The sequence below is a fragment of the Protofrankia sp. Cj5 genome (genome assembly GCF_917627405.1).
In the GTDB taxonomy this organism is placed as follows: domain Bacteria; phylum Actinomycetota; class Actinomycetes; order Frankiales; family Frankiaceae; genus Protofrankia.
In genome coordinates this window covers 36,987-52,164 of sequence record NZ_CAKJTO010000021.1, presented here as the reverse complement: position 1 = coordinate 52,164, position 15,178 = coordinate 36,987, and the positions used below count along the sequence as shown (strand labels likewise).

At 64.9% G+C, this 15,178-nt stretch carries 16 protein-coding genes and 1 pseudogene; 8 read left to right on the top strand and 9 right to left on the bottom strand.

The window, feature by feature from the left end; genetic code table 11:
- Together MJ777_RS07120 and MJ777_RS07115 are read left to right on the top strand one after the other, a co-directional pair.
- Window positions 1-876 (top strand): vanadium-dependent haloperoxidase (locus MJ777_RS07120; RefSeq protein ID WP_239374338.1); only part of this gene is annotated, 876 nt, incomplete at its 5' end.
- A 439-nt stretch (window positions 877-1,315) separates the two neighbouring features.
- Window positions 1,316-2,452 (top strand): Fic family protein, encoded by a 1,137-nt coding sequence (locus tag MJ777_RS07115; protein ID WP_239313742.1) that lies wholly within the window; start codon window positions 1,316-1,318, stop codon window positions 2,450-2,452.
- 480 nt (window positions 2,453-2,932) lie between these two features.
- Here the strand turns inward: MJ777_RS07115 and MJ777_RS07110 are convergent, their stop codons facing one another.
- Both MJ777_RS07110 and MJ777_RS07105 read right to left on the bottom strand, forming a co-directional pair.
- On the bottom strand, window positions 2,933-3,673 hold the full coding sequence (locus MJ777_RS07110; protein ID WP_239313736.1) for a helix-turn-helix domain-containing protein: 741 nt from the start codon (window positions 3,671-3,673) through the stop codon (window positions 2,933-2,935).
- Window positions 3,561-4,100 (bottom strand): transposase, encoded by a 540-nt coding sequence (locus tag MJ777_RS07105; RefSeq protein ID WP_239374335.1) that lies wholly within the window; start codon window positions 4,098-4,100, stop codon window positions 3,561-3,563. Before MJ777_RS07105 ends, MJ777_RS07110 begins: the two co-directional genes overlap by 113 nt.
- Before the next feature lie 113 nt (window positions 4,101-4,213).
- On the opposite strand from MJ777_RS07105, the gene MJ777_RS23035 reads away from it, so the two are divergent.
- Together MJ777_RS23035 and MJ777_RS07100 are read left to right on the top strand one after the other, a co-directional pair.
- The gene (locus MJ777_RS23035) at window positions 4,214-4,510 is read left to right on the top strand and encodes a helix-turn-helix domain-containing protein (RefSeq protein WP_370651756.1); all 297 of its coding nucleotides are present in this window, start codon (window positions 4,214-4,216) and stop codon (window positions 4,508-4,510) included.
- Window positions 4,452-4,697, top strand: a complete 246-nt coding sequence (locus tag MJ777_RS07100; protein WP_370652668.1) for a transposase — start codon at window positions 4,452-4,454, stop codon at window positions 4,695-4,697. Before MJ777_RS23035 ends, MJ777_RS07100 begins: the two co-directional genes overlap by 59 nt.
- A 53-nt stretch (window positions 4,698-4,750) precedes the next feature.
- On the opposite strand, the gene MJ777_RS07095 is transcribed toward MJ777_RS07100, so the two are convergent.
- The 7 genes from MJ777_RS07095 to MJ777_RS07065 all read right to left on the bottom strand — a co-directional run bounded on the left by MJ777_RS07095 (window position 4,751) and on the right by MJ777_RS07065 (window position 12,464).
- Window positions 4,751-5,642, bottom strand: a protein-coding gene (locus tag MJ777_RS07095) for an IS5 family transposase (RefSeq protein ID WP_370651755.1) whose coding sequence is annotated in 2 segments (ribosomal slippage) — window positions 4,751-5,098 and window positions 5,100-5,642 — 891 coding nt in all. Because the reading frame shifts where the segments join, the coding sequence is not laid out codon by codon here.
- A 319-nt stretch (window positions 5,643-5,961) separates the two neighbouring features.
- Window positions 5,962-8,076 carry a DUF262 domain-containing protein gene (locus MJ777_RS07090; RefSeq protein ID WP_239313108.1) on the bottom strand — a complete coding sequence of 705 codons (2,115 nt, stop codon included), beginning with the start codon at window positions 8,074-8,076 and terminating at the stop codon, window positions 5,962-5,964.
- Between the two features lie 446 nt (window positions 8,077-8,522).
- Complete coding sequence (locus tag MJ777_RS07085) at window positions 8,523-9,041, bottom strand: hypothetical protein (RefSeq protein ID WP_239374332.1); 519 nt, start codon at window positions 9,039-9,041, stop codon at window positions 8,523-8,525.
- A gap of 2 nt (window positions 9,042-9,043) precedes the next feature.
- Window positions 9,044-9,541: a hypothetical protein gene (locus MJ777_RS07080; RefSeq protein WP_239374329.1), complete on the bottom strand. Its 498-nt coding sequence runs from the start codon at window positions 9,539-9,541 to the stop codon at window positions 9,044-9,046.
- 299 nt (window positions 9,542-9,840) lie between these two features.
- A complete protein-coding gene (locus MJ777_RS07075) occupies window positions 9,841-10,749 on the bottom strand; it encodes a phosphotransferase enzyme family protein (protein ID WP_239374326.1) in 909 nt (302 codons plus the stop codon).
- 687 nt (window positions 10,750-11,436) lie between these two features.
- Entirely contained in the window at window positions 11,437-11,991 is a 555-nt protein-coding gene (locus MJ777_RS07070) for a PIN domain-containing protein (protein ID WP_239374323.1), read from the bottom strand.
- Window positions 11,988-12,464, bottom strand: coding sequence for an excisionase family DNA-binding protein (locus tag MJ777_RS07065; RefSeq protein ID WP_239309742.1), 477 nt, complete (start codon window positions 12,462-12,464; stop codon window positions 11,988-11,990). The genes MJ777_RS07070 and MJ777_RS07065 overlap by 4 nt, the downstream gene beginning before the upstream one ends.
- Before the next feature lie 92 nt (window positions 12,465-12,556).
- On the opposite strand from MJ777_RS07065, the pseudogene MJ777_RS07060 reads away from it, so the two are divergent.
- The 4 genes and pseudogenes from MJ777_RS07060 to MJ777_RS07045 form a co-directional block, all read left to right on the top strand.
- Window positions 12,557-12,799 (top strand): annotated as a pseudogene (locus tag MJ777_RS07060) (ATP-binding protein); the annotation flags it as partial.
- 398 nt (window positions 12,800-13,197) lie between these two features.
- Complete coding sequence (locus MJ777_RS07055; protein ID WP_239374320.1) at window positions 13,198-13,659, top strand: hypothetical protein; 462 nt, start codon at window positions 13,198-13,200, stop codon at window positions 13,657-13,659.
- A 29-nt stretch (window positions 13,660-13,688) separates the two neighbouring features.
- A complete protein-coding gene (locus tag MJ777_RS07050) occupies window positions 13,689-14,084 on the top strand; it encodes an SPASM domain-containing protein (RefSeq protein WP_239374317.1) in 396 nt (131 codons plus the stop codon).
- A complete protein-coding gene (locus MJ777_RS07045; RefSeq protein WP_239374314.1) occupies window positions 14,074-15,060 on the top strand; it encodes a glycosyltransferase family A protein in 987 nt (328 codons plus the stop codon). Before MJ777_RS07050 ends, MJ777_RS07045 begins: the two co-directional genes overlap by 11 nt.
- Window positions 15,061-15,178 lie beyond the last annotated feature (118 nt).

Sequence of the window (15,178 nt, the reverse complement as noted above, 5' to 3'; positions counted from 1 at the left end):
GCCACCTCCCGCGGCGTCGCGGCGGGCCGCGCGGCAGCCGCCCGGATGCTCGCCGAGCGTGCCGGTGACGGCCTGGATCCCGCATCGGTGAACACGCCGTTCACTCCGCCCTCGGACGCTCCTGGGATCTGGCGGCCCACCCCACCGGGCTTCAACCCGGCCGTCCAGGCGGGACAGGGTAGGGCGCGGCCATTCCTGCTCGACCGGGCCGACCGGTTCCGCCCCTCCCCGCCACCCTCGCTGACATCCCCGCAGTACGCACGGGACTTCGCCGAGACGAAGGCGTTCGGACGACTCGACAGCACCGTCCGCACCCCCGACCAGACCAGCGTGGCGCTGCTCTGGCAGCCGGCCGCCCTCGCTAACTGGACCCAGATGCTGCGCCAGGTCCTGGCCGCGGGTGTACCACGGTCAACGGGGGACCGCGCCCGCCTGCTCGCCACGTTCCACGCGGTGACCGCAGACGCCTACATCGCCGTGTACGAGGCTAAGTACGTCTACCTCCGATGGCGCCCGGTCACCGCCATACACCTAGCCGCCATCGACGGTAACCCCGACACCCGGGCCGATCCCACCTGGACCTCGCTGTTCCCACCCCCGGACAACTCCGAGTACCCCAGCGGCCACAACGGCTACACCGGCGCGGCGGTCACCGTGCTCACCGAACTGCTCGGGCCGCAGCCGCCGCGTCCTCTCACGCTCACCGCCGCCACCGCCCCGGGCTTCACTCGGACGTACACCTCCTGGACCCAGGTGGCCGAGGACGTGCTGAACGCACGGGTCTGGGCCGGCATCCACTTCCGCACCTCCGACCGGGCCGGGCTCCGGCTGGGATTGCAGGTCGCCCGGTTCGATCTGGCGCGGGCCGGCTGGTAAGGCACATCGCCGAACTCGCCGACCCGGTGCACCGCGGGCTGCCGAAGGATGAAAAGGGATACGTCCAGCCGGCGGCGATACGCCGAACGCGCTTACCTCAAACGTTCGCGCAGATAACGGGCCAGATCGGGGTTCAAGTTCCATCCCCTCACCTCCACGAGCTGGCCCGCTGTGGTCGCTGAACTCCGTTCAGCTTCCCTGCGGGCCGCATTGTCTGCCCTGGGGACGACCCCAGGACCCCCCGATGCCGAGCTTCGCTCGGCGGGCGGGCGTGTTCGAGTAACCGGGATGAAGGTCCACGCGTTTCCGCTGGTAGAGAGCCAGATCGCGATTTCTGGATCTTGCAAAAGGATCGCGAATGAGCTGCTTGAAAGCCTGACTCAACGCTGGTGGCCCAGCCCGTTTTGACGTAATGACTGCGTCAAACTATCGTCAATGCATGCTCTACCCCACGCCAGCCCTCAGACCTGCCGACGATCAGGTGCTCAGCGAGATCGACGGCATGCGGGATGCACTGCGGCACCAAATCCAGACCACGCCGTCGAAATGGACTGAGGGACTCCGGAAGTTCCTGACCGCCGATGCCGTCGCGGCCTCGAACTCCATCGAGGGCTTCAAGGTATCCACGATCGACGTCCAGGATCTGATGGATGGCGAGCGAGATGTTGAGGTTTCGGACGAGAACCGGGAGGAGACCCTCGCCTATCAGCGAATGATGACGTATATCCAGACGCTCCACGATGCCGAGGACTTCAGCTACAGCAAAGGCATACTCAACGCTTTGCACTGGATGCTGCAAGGCCACCGTCACACCGTGCGCAAGCCAGCCGGCCAGTGGCGCCGGGGCCCCGTCTACGTCACGGACGCCCGCGACCCCAGCATCGCGGCCTATACAGCCCCGGACGCCGATGTCGTCCCGGCGCTGATGAAGGAACTTATCGACCGGCTCAACGCCGACGACGGCACCCACCCGCTGGTGCGAGCATCCATGGCACATCTGCACCTTGTGTCCATCCACCCCTGGGCCGACGGGAACGGCCGGATGTCCCGTTCGCTGCAGACGCTCATGATCGCCCGCGAAGGTGCCCTCGCCCCGGAGTTCTCGTCCATCGAGGCGTGGCTCGGCCGCCCCGGCAACACCTGGGAGTACTACCGCGAACTCGCCGACCGGGGCCCCACGTACCGTCCCGACCAGGACGTCTCCAGCTGGATCCGCTTCAACCTGACCGCCTACCACCAGCAGGCCCAGACCGTTCAAGGCCGCCTCGACCGCTCCGGGCGGGTATGGCGCGCACTCTCCGAATTCACCGAGAGCACCGGTCTGGAAGAGCGAGTGGTCACCGCCCTGCACGACGTGGCCATGGCTGGACGTGTCCGCCGCTCACGGTACGAGCACGCCGAGGGCCTGAGCCTGCAGCAGGCGCAACGCGACCTCCGCGACCTCACCACCGCCCAAGTCCTAGAACCGGTCGGCCGAACCCGGGCCCGCTACTACACGGCAGGCCCCCGCTTCCCTCGGCCGGCACTTGACATCGCGCGCACGCCCATGACCTTGAGGAATCCATACACCAGCTGACAAGGCGCCGCGGGCTGCCGACACAACCACCGGTAGACGCCAGGACGGGACTGTCAGAAGATTTTCCGGTAACTACCAGCAAGGGGGCCTTCGCCTGCGGAAACGGCCCGCTGGCGCTGGGTGTTACACCGTTGCTCGGGCACTCCCGCATGCTGGTGCAGACCTTGGTCATCGTCTGGTATGCCCTGCACGGCTAGCAGCCCGAGGACGTGCTCGCCCGCCGGCTCGCTGAGCCGTGGTAGGGCAGCAAGACCGAACCATCCTTCGAAGACATGATCGTCAAGCTGCGCAGAACCTTGATCGCAGCCAGATTTACCGCGGTTCGCCCAGATCACGTGGACCCCGATCTATTACGGGACTACTCCCTGGCCTGCGCCGCAGCCGCCGCATAGGTGCGAAACACGAGAGGTATGAATAAAATCGGGACACCTTCACGACCTTCCGGCCATGCGTGTTCCGCTGGTGTCAGGTTGTCGCCGGCTATGCGCCAGAGGGCGTCGATCCCAGCTGGCTGAGGTCGAGTTCGACCTCGCGTCCGCCTTGGAAGGTGACCACGATCCGCACGTGGCCGCCGATGGCTTCCAGGTAGGCCCGCAGGGTCGACAGCAACAGGTCGTGCCGCTGCTCTGTCTTCGCCACGGCCGCCTGGCTGACCCCGAGCTGCCGGGCGAGTTCGGTCTGGGTGAGATCCGCCGCCCGTCGAATCGCGGAGAGTCCCATAGCGTGGGCGCGGTCCGCGTCACGCATCTGTGCGCGGGCGGACTCTACCTGGTCGGCGAGGTCGGCCCTCTCGCGAAGGCGCCGGACCCGTTCGTCGCCGGAGACGAACGTCTCGGTACTGCGGCTGGTCGTCATGTGCCCTCCTGTCCGTGCTCGCGAAGCCACTGGTCCACAAGCACCTCGCCACGGACGGCCGCGCTGGAGTACCAGACGTCGCCGTGCTTGGCCTTGTCGAAGCCGACAAGCGCGAACGGTCGCCTCGTCCGGGAACCAGCAGACGATCCGTACGGCGACCTGCTTGTCGAAGGGATGGCTGATGCGCCACAGTTCGTGCCGGCGCGCTTGGCGTATGCGCTTGAACGTCGCCGAATCGTCGACCGGCTTCTTCTCAAGGTCCTGAAGCTCGGCGAGCATGGCGGTGGTCCAACGCAGCGCCGGGCCGCCTTGCTCCTCGATCCCACTGAGCCACCGGTCGAACTCGCGGGACCAGTCGATCAGCACCGGCTCGGTATAACCTCAAGTTCATACCTTCGCGTTTGGTAGCGAATTCCCAGTCGCCGGGCATGCCTGCGGCCTCCCGTCGGGCGGGGTCGGCGGCCCAGGAGCCGGGGACGTGGAGTTCCCGGCCGGCGTAGGCGTGGCCGAGGTCGGAGGCATAGGTGGCGACGTCGCCGGTCAGCCCGTAGTGCTTGGGCGCGACTCCCACCGACATGTTACCCTTTTTGAGGATTTGGATGTCGTCGAAGATGAGCGCGACGTCGGCGGAGCCGATGTGGTCGGTGAGGGTAGCCGGGGATGAAGTCCCGGGGTTCGTCGGCGTCCCATTTCGCCCCGTCGAGAAGGTGTTCGAGGGGGCGTGGCGTGCGGTACCCGAGATAGTAGGACAGCTCCCACGAGTTCTTCTTCGGGACGTCCGAGAGCAGTCCACGGACGTAGTGCCGCGCAATAAAAAGATCGGCGAGTTCAAACGGTCGTAGCGACACTCCGATAGGATGATCTCGGCAGTGTCGACAGACTGGACGGTAGCTGGCTTCGCGCGAGTTGTTGAAGATCGAGGAGCGGGAGACTATCTCCCGGGAACTGAGCCGGCACAAGTCGGCGCGGTATATCGGGCAGCTGCTCGGCCGGCACCACTCAACAATATCTCGGGAGATCGACCGTAACGGCGGCGCGATGGCATACCGTGCGGTCGAGGCGCAGCGACGCCGCGAGGAGAAGCTGGCACGTCCGAAGGAAAGAAAGCTCGAAGCGTTGCCACGGCTTCCTGACGCGGTGAACGATGGTCTACGAGAAAGTCGACATGGTCAACATCAGCGAACGGCCGCGGGAAGCCGATGACCGTGCCGTGCCCGGGTTCTGGAAAGGGGACCTGATAATCAGGAAGGGAAACAAGTCCCAGATCGCGACGTCGGTCGACCGTAGCACGCGGTTCGTCATGCTGGTGCGGATTCCCTACGACCGTAACGCCGAACGCGTCGCCTACCTGCTCGCGAAGAAGATGGAAAACCTGCCTGAGTTCTCTTAGAGGGCGTTTGGAAACTCTCATCAAGATTAATAACTAATTTTGACCTTGCTTGCCTACCGGATCGGGTCGGCATCGGAGACGGCTCCCTCGGTCCGCGCATCCAGGTTCCGGCGCTGCCGCGAGGGCGGTCGCTGCGCGAGCCGCCGCGACATCAGCATGATCATAACAATGTAGACCATGGTCTCGTGCTGGACCGGCAACCTTTCGTAGTCACGAACACACCGCCGATACCGGATGATCCAACCGAAAGTGCGCTCCACGACCCACCGGCGCGGCAACACCACGAACCCGCTGACATCGTCGCCGCACTTGACGACGGTGACGGTCAGTTTCAGCACCTGCCTGGCCCACCTGACTAACCGGCCGGCATACCCGCCATCGGCCCAGACTACGCTGACCAGGGGAAAAGCGCTCCCGCAGTCGGGCCAGCAGCGGGGGCGCGCCGTCACGGTCCTGCACGCTGGCCGCTGTGATCACTACGGTCAGCAGGAGCCCGAGCGTATCCACCGCTATATGCCGTTTTCTCCCATTAATCTTTTTTCCAGCGTCATACCCGCGGCTACCATTAGTCACAGTATCGGCGCCCTTAAGCGACTGTGAATCGATAATCGCTGCCGTCGGGAACGGCGAGCGGCCGGCAGCCACCCGCACCCGGTCACGCAGCGCGTCGTGGATAGCCTGCCAGCTACCGGCCGTCCGCCACCGTACGAACAGTCCGTACACCGTTCGCCACGGCGGGAACTCCACGGGGAGCTGTCGCCAAGCCAAGCCACCCCGCACCAGATAGAAGATCGCGTCCAGGACACGCCGTCGAGCGTGCTTCTCGGGCCGGCCACCCTTCCCCGCCCGGTTACCCGGCGCGGGCAGGAGCGGTTCGAGCACCCTCCACTGCGCATCCGTGATCGTCGAGGACGGGTAGAAACCGTCGTGTGGTGCTACGACCACCGGCCGACGGGATTCGGGGTGGGCGGGGCAGGACACACACGTGCACGCAGACGATACTGGCGCTCGGGCTCCTGGTAGGGCGGTTGGATTCGACACCCGCGCTTTACCAGGAGTCCGCTGCCGTGTGGGGGTGCCACGCCGTGTCTATCCGTATGGGTACGTGAGCGTGTTTGCACAACTACAACATCATCTATGGGGTGGCAGTTTAGAAACACGCTCTAAGAATTTTCCGAAGGCCTGTACTTCGTCACCCGTTGGGAACGGTATGCGGCGGTCCTTCCGTCGTCGAACACACTTGGAGCGAATCGGCAGCCGCCTATCAGCTTGCGGAGGACGGGTCGTCGCCGGCATATGCTGCCCGTAGCTCGGCGAGCGTGAACTCGCCTTGCGCCGTGTCGGCCACCCAGTACACCCAGCCGTTGAGACCAAGGCCGGTTGCCGCCTTCGCAGCTCCGGACGGGGAGTCGTAGCGCTCGTCGTCGACCACGATGTTCCCGTCGGCGTCGACTGTTGCGACGACGTCGTCGCCCCGCGACGGTGTGAGCGTCGTGCCCGCAGCGAGCAATCCGGCGGCCAACAGATCGGCGATCTTGATGCCGTGGAACGCGCTCGTGCGGCGCTCCGCGTCGCCTGGGAGGGGGCTCGGCGGGTAGTCGGCCCGATAACTGGTCGTGCTCAGCAGGTCGAACGCGTTCCCGATCACTTTCGCCATGAGAACCCTGCGTTGTGCGAGGAACTCGTCGTAGCTGAGCTTGGTCCACGCGGTCGGCAGTGCATGCCATTCGACCTGCCGGTCGAGGATGTCGGGGGCGATGCCTTTCGCGGCAAGCTGTCCGGACCAGTAGTCGTCGGGCGCCTTGTCCAGGATAGCGATGTTGTCATTCCAGTCGACCATGGCCATGTTGGCCGCCTGGTTGATCCGGGAGGCGTCGGTGACGCCGAGGACCTTCTTCAGGTAGTTCTGTGGGAACAGGTGATGACGTTCGATGCCCTTCTTGCGAAGCACTGCCGGATCCATCCGGGACCGGATCTTGCCGGTGGACAGCAGTACGTCGGCATCGAGGATGTTGAGCGCCGCGAAGTAGGCCAGCAGTACTGGGGACTTCGCCCCCGACGTGGCCAGCTCGTTCGGCAGGGTGATCGTGAAGTAGTCCTGCGTGAAGGTATCGTCGATGATCTTCGATAGGGTGCCCGCAAAAGCGTTCGAGTCGCCAACTGAGAGATCGCGCAGTCGGCTGAGGTCTCGCTCGACCTGGGTTTCCACCGAACCCGAATACCGACCGGTCGTGTGAGCCATGAAGAACCAGCGCGCGATCACCTCGCGGAGACGGTCGATGGGGACACCGAAGTCGATGCGTCCGATCAGCCACAGCGCGTACGAGAAGATGAGCGCGTTCTGACTGGAGATCATCTTGGTGCTGCGGAAGCCGGCACGCTCGATGCAGTCCAGGAACTCGTGCCAGTTGGTCAGGTCGAGAACGTGCTCCTGGGCCGCCTGGAGCTGGGCGAACTGCGAGTCCCGCCGCACAGGGGATTCCTTGCCGGTCTCCGCCTCGCGGCCGCGCAGGACGGTATAGACCTGCTTGAGTGTGGCCCGGCGCAGGGCCACCGCAATGACGACGCGTAGCAGCTGGTCAGGCTTCGGCTCGATGAACCAGTTGAACGGCGATGCCCCGGTCCGCGACGGAAGCAGGCAACTGCGACAGAACTCCTCCAGGTCCCGGCGGCCCTTGTCCCAGAACACCGACATCAGAGTGAGAATGAAGTCGGCCTGGTTGAGCGTCACGCCTTCGCTGTTGATGCGCACGAAGATCTCGGCGACCTCGTCACCGTCCAGGTCGGCGGACAACTCCACCACCTGGAAGTTGTAGTTCGTCAGATTGATCAACCGACCAATCGCCTCGTCCAACCGGTCGCGCTCGGCATCGTCGAGTTCACGCTTGCGTTCCAGCTTGCCCAGGAACTCCCGGACCACCTGTCGGTTGCTGACCTCAGGGCTCCACAGAACACTCACGTCGGCGAGGTACTCCGGGTCCTTCTCGATCGCCGCATCCGTCACCGCAAACGTCTCGTCGCTCGGCCGGAACGCGATCCGGATGCGTGTCGTCGTGAAATCGTCCTTGAGCACCTGCTGCCCGGTCATTACGGCGAACAACGACGTCAGCCGTTGCTGGCCGTCGACGATCAGCAGGCGAGGAGCACTGGTCCGACCCGACTCGCCGATCTGCCGGGCTCCGGCTTCGGTCCCTGTCTCCCAGAACAGAAGATTCCCGACAGGGAAACCGCGGTACATCGAGTCCAGCAGATTCCGTACCTTGGTGTGCTGCCAGACGAACGGCCGTTGGATGTCCGGCAGGGCGAGGGTGCCGCGTTTGACGTGCTGGACCAGCTCGTTCACTGGGTACGCGGTGTCCTTGTAACGCATCACAGCCATCGGTTCCCCCACCCATTCTGCAAAACGCTTCCCTCCGGGTCTTCGAGGCTATCGCTCAGCCGGGCACCTCCACACGACGGCGGTATCAAGTGGTGGAGGCGATACTCGACGCCCGCCTCGTGCTGGGCCCTAAGTGGTCGCCGCCGGAAGTTCGTCCAGGGTCTGCCGGCGCCAGAGGGCGCCTCGCCTCGTTGTCGTCGGCCCAGGTAGAACACCGCTACCTGGGCCTTCTCCGCCTCACGATACATCCGTCTGTCATCCGGCACCCCCCGAACAACTTCCGGCGGCGACCACTAAGCAGGGGGTTCGAATCGGGCTGGTGGGGCAGGCGAGGAGCCTGCCCGATCGCGATCAGCTTACCAACCCCCTGCTCCCAGCACGAGGCGGGCGTCGCTACGACCGGTTGACCTCGCCCATCGACCGGATAGGTTATTCTGACGTCCACGTCAAGGGAGCGCCGTACCGGCTACCCTACGGAGTTCTCGACGCTCGCGCCAGAAAAGGTACAGAAAAACTCCGCCAGCAAAGAAAATAAGCCCAAGGACCGACAGGTACATCGGGTAGTAGCGTCGCCAGTCGAAAATGGATCTCCCAGCATCCACTTCCCGGTATGAACCACCGAAGAACCCCAGAATGATCGCGATCGGCACGGCGACGACGGACAGGAAGCCGACCGCCACTCCGTACCGGAGCCGTCGAAGATCCTGCTTTCGGGCGTCGAGCAAGCCCTGTGATGCTTGTTCGGCACTCAGGACCGACGCCAGACGGGCCAGCATCGCCGATACCGTGGACACATTATCGGTAAGCCCCGCGCACTCGATGAGCTGACGATGGAAGTTCTCCACACGCAGCGCCGGAATCAGAATACCGATCTCGCACGCCGTCTCCACCCCGAAGGTGAGCTGCAATTCCTGTTCCGCCATCGTCTCATTGATCCTGGCGAGTTCCGCGCGGCGTTCCGCCATACTCAGAGCGCCACGGTCACGGGAAAGGTCACGGACCCGCAAGAGCGCATCATAGGCAGCCAGGCGAATCTGACGGACCTTGCCGGTCGCGGCGACAATCTGTACCGCGGACAGAAGGGCACAGTTCTCAATATAGTCCTGCTGGGCGAATAGCAGACGTAAGCACCTACGGCCGCGCCGCTGGCGGGTCTCCGGTTCAACCCGGCGGGAAACCGGATGGACGAATACTCAGGATTCCAGTCGAGGTCCGCCCGGTAGACGATCCGTTGGATCGGATCCTCGGGCAGCGTCGCGGACGTGAACACCATCTGGTGCCGCTGCGGGCCAAGCGCCGTCAGGCCAGCGCTCTCCACGGTCTGGACGTCAGCCTCTTCGAGCGTCTCGGCTACGTAGCGTTCCAGCGAAAAAGATCCGACAGCAACATGATCATAATAGCAGTCCTCGAGGAACGGGATGAACACCGTCGGCGCGCACTCGACATCAACGGAAAACACGACCACGACCGGCCCCGCCTGTGCATCAAATAACCACAGTCGCGCCCTACACACGGTAGCGGTTGTCGATTCACCCCTACGGAACGTCAGGGAATCCGCGTCGATATCCCGACAGGCCAGGACCCGCGGAAGCTGCCGGGCCGCGGCAACATAGAAGGGTTCCAGCCGCCCGAGCCGGAGAAGCTCAGAGAGCGGCTGGCCTTCCGCCCGTAAAAGGTCGACGGTCTCAGCGGTCGTGGCAATGACAGTCGAAAGCCGGTGCACGGACCGTGCCACCGTAGGATCGAACGGCGGAACCGGCCAGGTCAATACGCTCGCCAAGCGGTCGCACGCGAGCCAGGATCATTGATGGAATCGATCCGACGGTGAATCTCCGCATCGAGGCTCGCGCTCGTCCCGTACTGCTGGAGCAGCCACGTCATCATTCCCAACTCCCGCAGCGCGATAAAAGTCCCGGCATGCGGCGACGCGCGGAGATCATACCCATATGCGGCGGAGAAGCTTGCGTAGTCCTCGTCCGACATCCCGAAACGCCGATAGGTCACCAGGTTCGGCACGAGATCCCACTCAAGCGGACCGGCAGATATCTGATCGAAATCTATGAGGAGCAGCCTGCGGCCGGGAAGGCACATGACATTTCCGTAGTGCATGTCACCGTGGATGACGCCGGTTCCCAGCGTGGACACCACGTCAGGAACATGCGATTCCAGCGACGCGAGAAGCGCCTCAAGGGGGTCGATCAGGCTCTGTTCGATACCGTCCCGGCGCGCGCCGTCCAATCGAGGGCGAAGCAGCGCGAAGGGCTCCCACGGCCCGACACGATCCCCATCCGGTGCGGCACAATCGTGAAAGTGGCGGAGCAGCCCGCCCAGTTCCCGCGGTGTCACCCGGCAGCCTGCGTCGATCTCGTAATACACCCACAAGATCACGACATCCGTCGACGTGACAACCGGCTGACCGACACCCGAGACGGCGGCAGGCTCGGCTACCTCCATCCCGCGGGCCGCGAGACGCACCACGAACTCCACCGTCCGCGCGACCTGCTCGACCCGGCTCTCCGGGCGTGCCACCCGCAGCACGAGACCCCGGTCCCGGTAGGCGTAGAGCGCGTTCTCCCCGAACCGGAGAAGGTCCAGCTCCGGTGGAGTCCCGACCCCGAGCCGCGCGAACGCGTCGAACGCCGCCATGCGGGCGTCGGACTCCTTCCACGCCACGACCTCCTACCGGCCAAGACACGCGCAGGAGGGCCAGCAGGCGACGACCGGGAGGACCACGCCGGGCCAGTCCCGGGCCAGGGAGCGCGAACAGGCGACCGGGCGCACCAACGCGATCAGACTCACGGTCCCGTCCAGAGTTGAGGCTCTCCGTCACCACCACCCTAGGCCCGCAAGCCCTCACACGCATCCGGGACGGGACAATCCGGGCGCAGGCAGAGCGCCACCCGCTGTCCGCGCCTCAGCCCGTGCCGGGAGGTGGAACCCCGGTCTCCAACGGAGCGACGGAGAGCGCATAACAGGTGCCGGTGACTCCGCCCGGGTCCGCTGACGCGCGCCATCGAGGAACATCAACGGATGATGACAAGCATTGAAACAGTGGGGTAAACGTGGGGTTCAGTGCCTCTGATGCCCGACTGTTTGACGAGAAGTGCCTGTGCCACAGGCGATCCTGGTGGACCATCCGTACCAGCATCCGAACCGACTGATCTTGATTTATGGCCCTGAAATCAGGGTCCGCCCGGTCGGCATCCGGGCCCTGGCCAGGGATGATGCTCGGTGACCACGCCGCTCGGAACATCGTCCACCGGATCGAACGAGTGTTCCGCACACCTGGCGGTTCCGGATACTTCGGCCCGTCCGGCGACTGTGATCGGGGCAGGCCGCACGGCTTGGCCGACGGTCGTCTCAGGACGTCAGTCGGCGGGCCTCGCTGGCGAAGCCCCGCAGGCCGGACCTGCTCAGGGTGGCGAGGAGGCCGTCGAGGGTCTTGGGTTCGCGCTTGTACCCGTCGGCCTGCCGGCGCAGCGTGGTGATCACTGTGACTGGTGAGGCGTCGAGGAGTTCGAGGAGGAATTGGTCTGCCGTCAGTACCTCGATCCCGTGGGGTAGGGCCGACGTGGCCGGGAAGTCGGAGATGTTGTCGGTGACCAGCAGGCCCGCGCCGGCCTTGACCGCAGCCGCGAGGACGTGGCGATCCTTCTGGTGGCAGGCCATCGCCGGGATCAGCAGCTCGTAGCCGAGTACCTCTGCCTCGGGGAAGTGCTCGCGCATGAGCCCGATTGTCCGACCGGCTTGGTCAGGTGACGCCGAGCCTTCGCGGACGAGCGCGCTCTGAAGTTCCCGCAGTATGTGCCGTGACCACAGGGGGCGGTAGAGATCGGCGATCGCGAGGCGGAGCAGGCTGTCGCGCAGGTGCATGGGGAACAGGACGCACGTGTCGAGCAGTGCGGCGAAGGTCACGGCGTTTCTGTTCGGTGGTATGGCTTGTCAGTCGCGCGGTAGCCGTCGAACTCCTCCGAAAGGGTGACTAGTTCGTCCATGGCGGCTTCGCGTGCGGCTCGGCGTAGTTCCTGGTAGGTCAGCACGTCGGGCAACAGGACCCGGCGGTGCCGACCGGGCTGGGTGTAGGGAATTCGCCCCTCGTCGAGCATCCTGACCAGGGTCGGGCGCGAGACGCCGAGGATGTCGGCCGCCTCCTGGGTGGTCAGCTGCTGGTGGTGCGGGGCGATGGTGACGGCTTGGCCGCGGGCCATCGCGAGCACGACATGCTGGAGTACTTCATAGACGGCTGGGGGAAGCAGGGTGCGCGATCCGTCGGGTCCGACCAGTTCGGCGTGGTTGTCCGTACGGCTGATCCGCCCGACGAACGCGACAAGGTCGTCGAGGGACTCGTCCGGGGGAAGGACGGTGCGCTCGGACACCCCAGTGGCCATGGTCTTCCACCTCCTGCACCAGCATACCCAGAATTCGAACGAATCGAAAGTCGATGAAGAACGAGCCCTCGGAGGCGCGGCAGGCCGCATAGGTCGATGACATCGGGCTGCTGCCCGTCGGACCTGACGCCGCCGAAGGGCTCTACCGGCTCGTCGGCGCCGCCTCCGAGAAACGCTCGGTCGCCGTCAGCTCGAACCTGCACCCGGCCGGCTTCGACGAGATCATGCCCAAGACCCTCGCCGCGACCGTCGACCGGCTGCTGCACCACGCCCACCTCTGCCAGACCAGCGGCGACAGCGTCCGCCTCGCCCAGGCCCTGTCCGGCAAGGGGTGAAATCCTTGACCTGGACCGAGCCGGGCTGTTCCACTGGCCGCCAGTGGGCAGATCTGGTGGCTACCACGGGGCCGTTCTCAATGGCCCTTGACAGACGGCGGCCGGTCGGTCGGTTCGCCGGTCCGGTCGACGTTGGCCGTGACGCGGCGACGCGGCGACGCGGCGAGTTTGAGGCGAGCGCTGACGGACTCACCTCGAACTGGTCGACACCGTCGCGTTGGAGCCGGATACTGGTTACACATCCCGCGAAACATGTTGCGGGGTGTCTGCCCAGGCTGGACGTGAGGTCAGGCTCAGCGCCCGAGTTCGTCGGGCGTCACCGCCGTGGGAGGTAGATGTCATTGAACGGCGACCATTCTTCGCTCCAGCTGTCACGAGAAGAAAACGTGAGCCGCTGTGTGGCCGAGTACGAGTCCGGCGCCGAAGTGCTCACATGTAGGCCGTTGGTGGTATTCCTGGAACTCACCCGTGACTGCAATCTCCACTGCGCGATGTGCCGATCTTCGTCCGATAGCTTCCGTGGCATGAACATGCCGAGAGACATTCTTCTGGAGATCGCTGAGGAGCTGTTTCCGAGCGCCGCCCTGGTTGATCTCAGAGGCTGGGGCGAGAGTACCTTGCTGCGTGATTTCGGCTGGAATGTCGAGAAGGCGCTCTCCTACGGGACGCGGCTCCGACTGGTCACGAACGCGCTGTCGCTACGACCGTTTGACCCCGCCCTCTCTTTCCGGTCGTGGCCGACCGGGACAATCCACTTCATCTTTCTCAGGTCCCGCCGGACCTACTTGTTCGGTCCCTCATTGAGGCGGCGGAGCGCGCGCGACAGGCAGGCCTTGAGCTGCGCCTCGGGGCTTCCCTGACCGAGGATCTTGCGCCGGATGTTCCGGGCATGACGCGCTGCACACACCCCTGGTCGGTCGTCTACATCGACTATCGGGGTGGAGTCGGCTACTGCGACCACCTCATTGGGCATGACAGCCAGATCTTTGCGGAGCTCTCGCCAGATATTGGCGTGCTCGACATCTGGAACGGGCCCGGTTTCCAGGCGCTACGACGCAGGCACGCAGCGGTCCGCGTCTCGGGTACTGAGGGCCTGCTGCGCCACTGTGCGTGGTGTTATGTCCGGCGCCAGACTGACTTCGAGGACGAGGTCTTCGAGGTCGAGAAGGCCCGGATCGCGCCCCTGGCGCTAGCGCTCTCGCGCTCGGCGGGCCGGGCCGGCTGTGGTTACGAGTTTCACGAGTTCATCAATGTGGATTCGGTGCGTCGTCGGGATGGGAACTGATCAGAAGATGCGGATCGGTGTACTTGTTACCAACTACAACTACGGCCGATATCTGCCCGACGCTCTGGGTTCGGTTCAGGCGCAGAACCGGAGGCCGGAAATCGTCGTGGTGGTCGACGACGGATCCACTGACGATTCACTCAAGATCCCGAAGGAATGTACCGCCGACATCCCGTGTGTCCTCTACGCCGAGGACCGGAATCGGGGTCAGCTCTGCGCCTTCCAGCGGGCGGCGGTGAAGCTCGCCGACGAGTCCGACGTTGTCTGCCTCCTGGACGCGGATGACTTCTGGTCCGAGGGCTATCTCAAAGGAGTCGAGGAGGAGTTCCACTCCTATGCTCGGCCGGAGATGGTGTTCTCGGGCCTGCGGTTCGTAGCGGCGACCGCGTCGGCGGGCTCGATAGTGCCGACGGACGTCGTCCCGTTCACTTTTGACGTGGGCTACGGCGACCAGCCGGCCGACTGGCTGCGAACGGTGTTCCTCGGCCAGTGGTTCGGCGCGCCAACCTCGGCGATCGCGGTGCGGTCGCAGCTGTTCGCCGAGCTCGTGCACATTGCCGACGGTTCGGACTGGCGTATCAGAGCAGATGACGTTCTGATGTTCGGTGGCGCGGCTCGGCGGCTTGTCCGAAGGTGGCGTTCGGCACCTGAGGCCGCGGTCTGCTACCGGATCCACGGCCAGAACAGCTTCGCCGGGCGTGAGCCGACCGCGAGCGAGCGTCGACGCCGCGACCTGGCCGTCATCACACTGCTTCGCCCGTACCGAGAGGCCTGGAGGCTGTTCACTGCCCAGGAACGGCTGGAGTGTTTCCAGGAGGAGGCTGATGCGATCTTTGAGACGCTGCCAGCCGAACTGGCGTCGGCAACCTGCCAGTCGTTGGTCGAGGCGGCGGCGACAGACCCCGTTGATTCGGCACGATTTCGCGCTGAGCTGGCGCGGATTCACGTAGAGCGCCAACCAGTGATCAGCGAATGACCTCGGTCTGGGTGTGTCACGCCTCGCCTGGGTAACTAGTCAGGTCCTTTGATCGCGCCGGTGTTGTTGCAGGTCTGATCAGCGTGCGCCGTCGATCTGACGGCCGTCATACGATGTC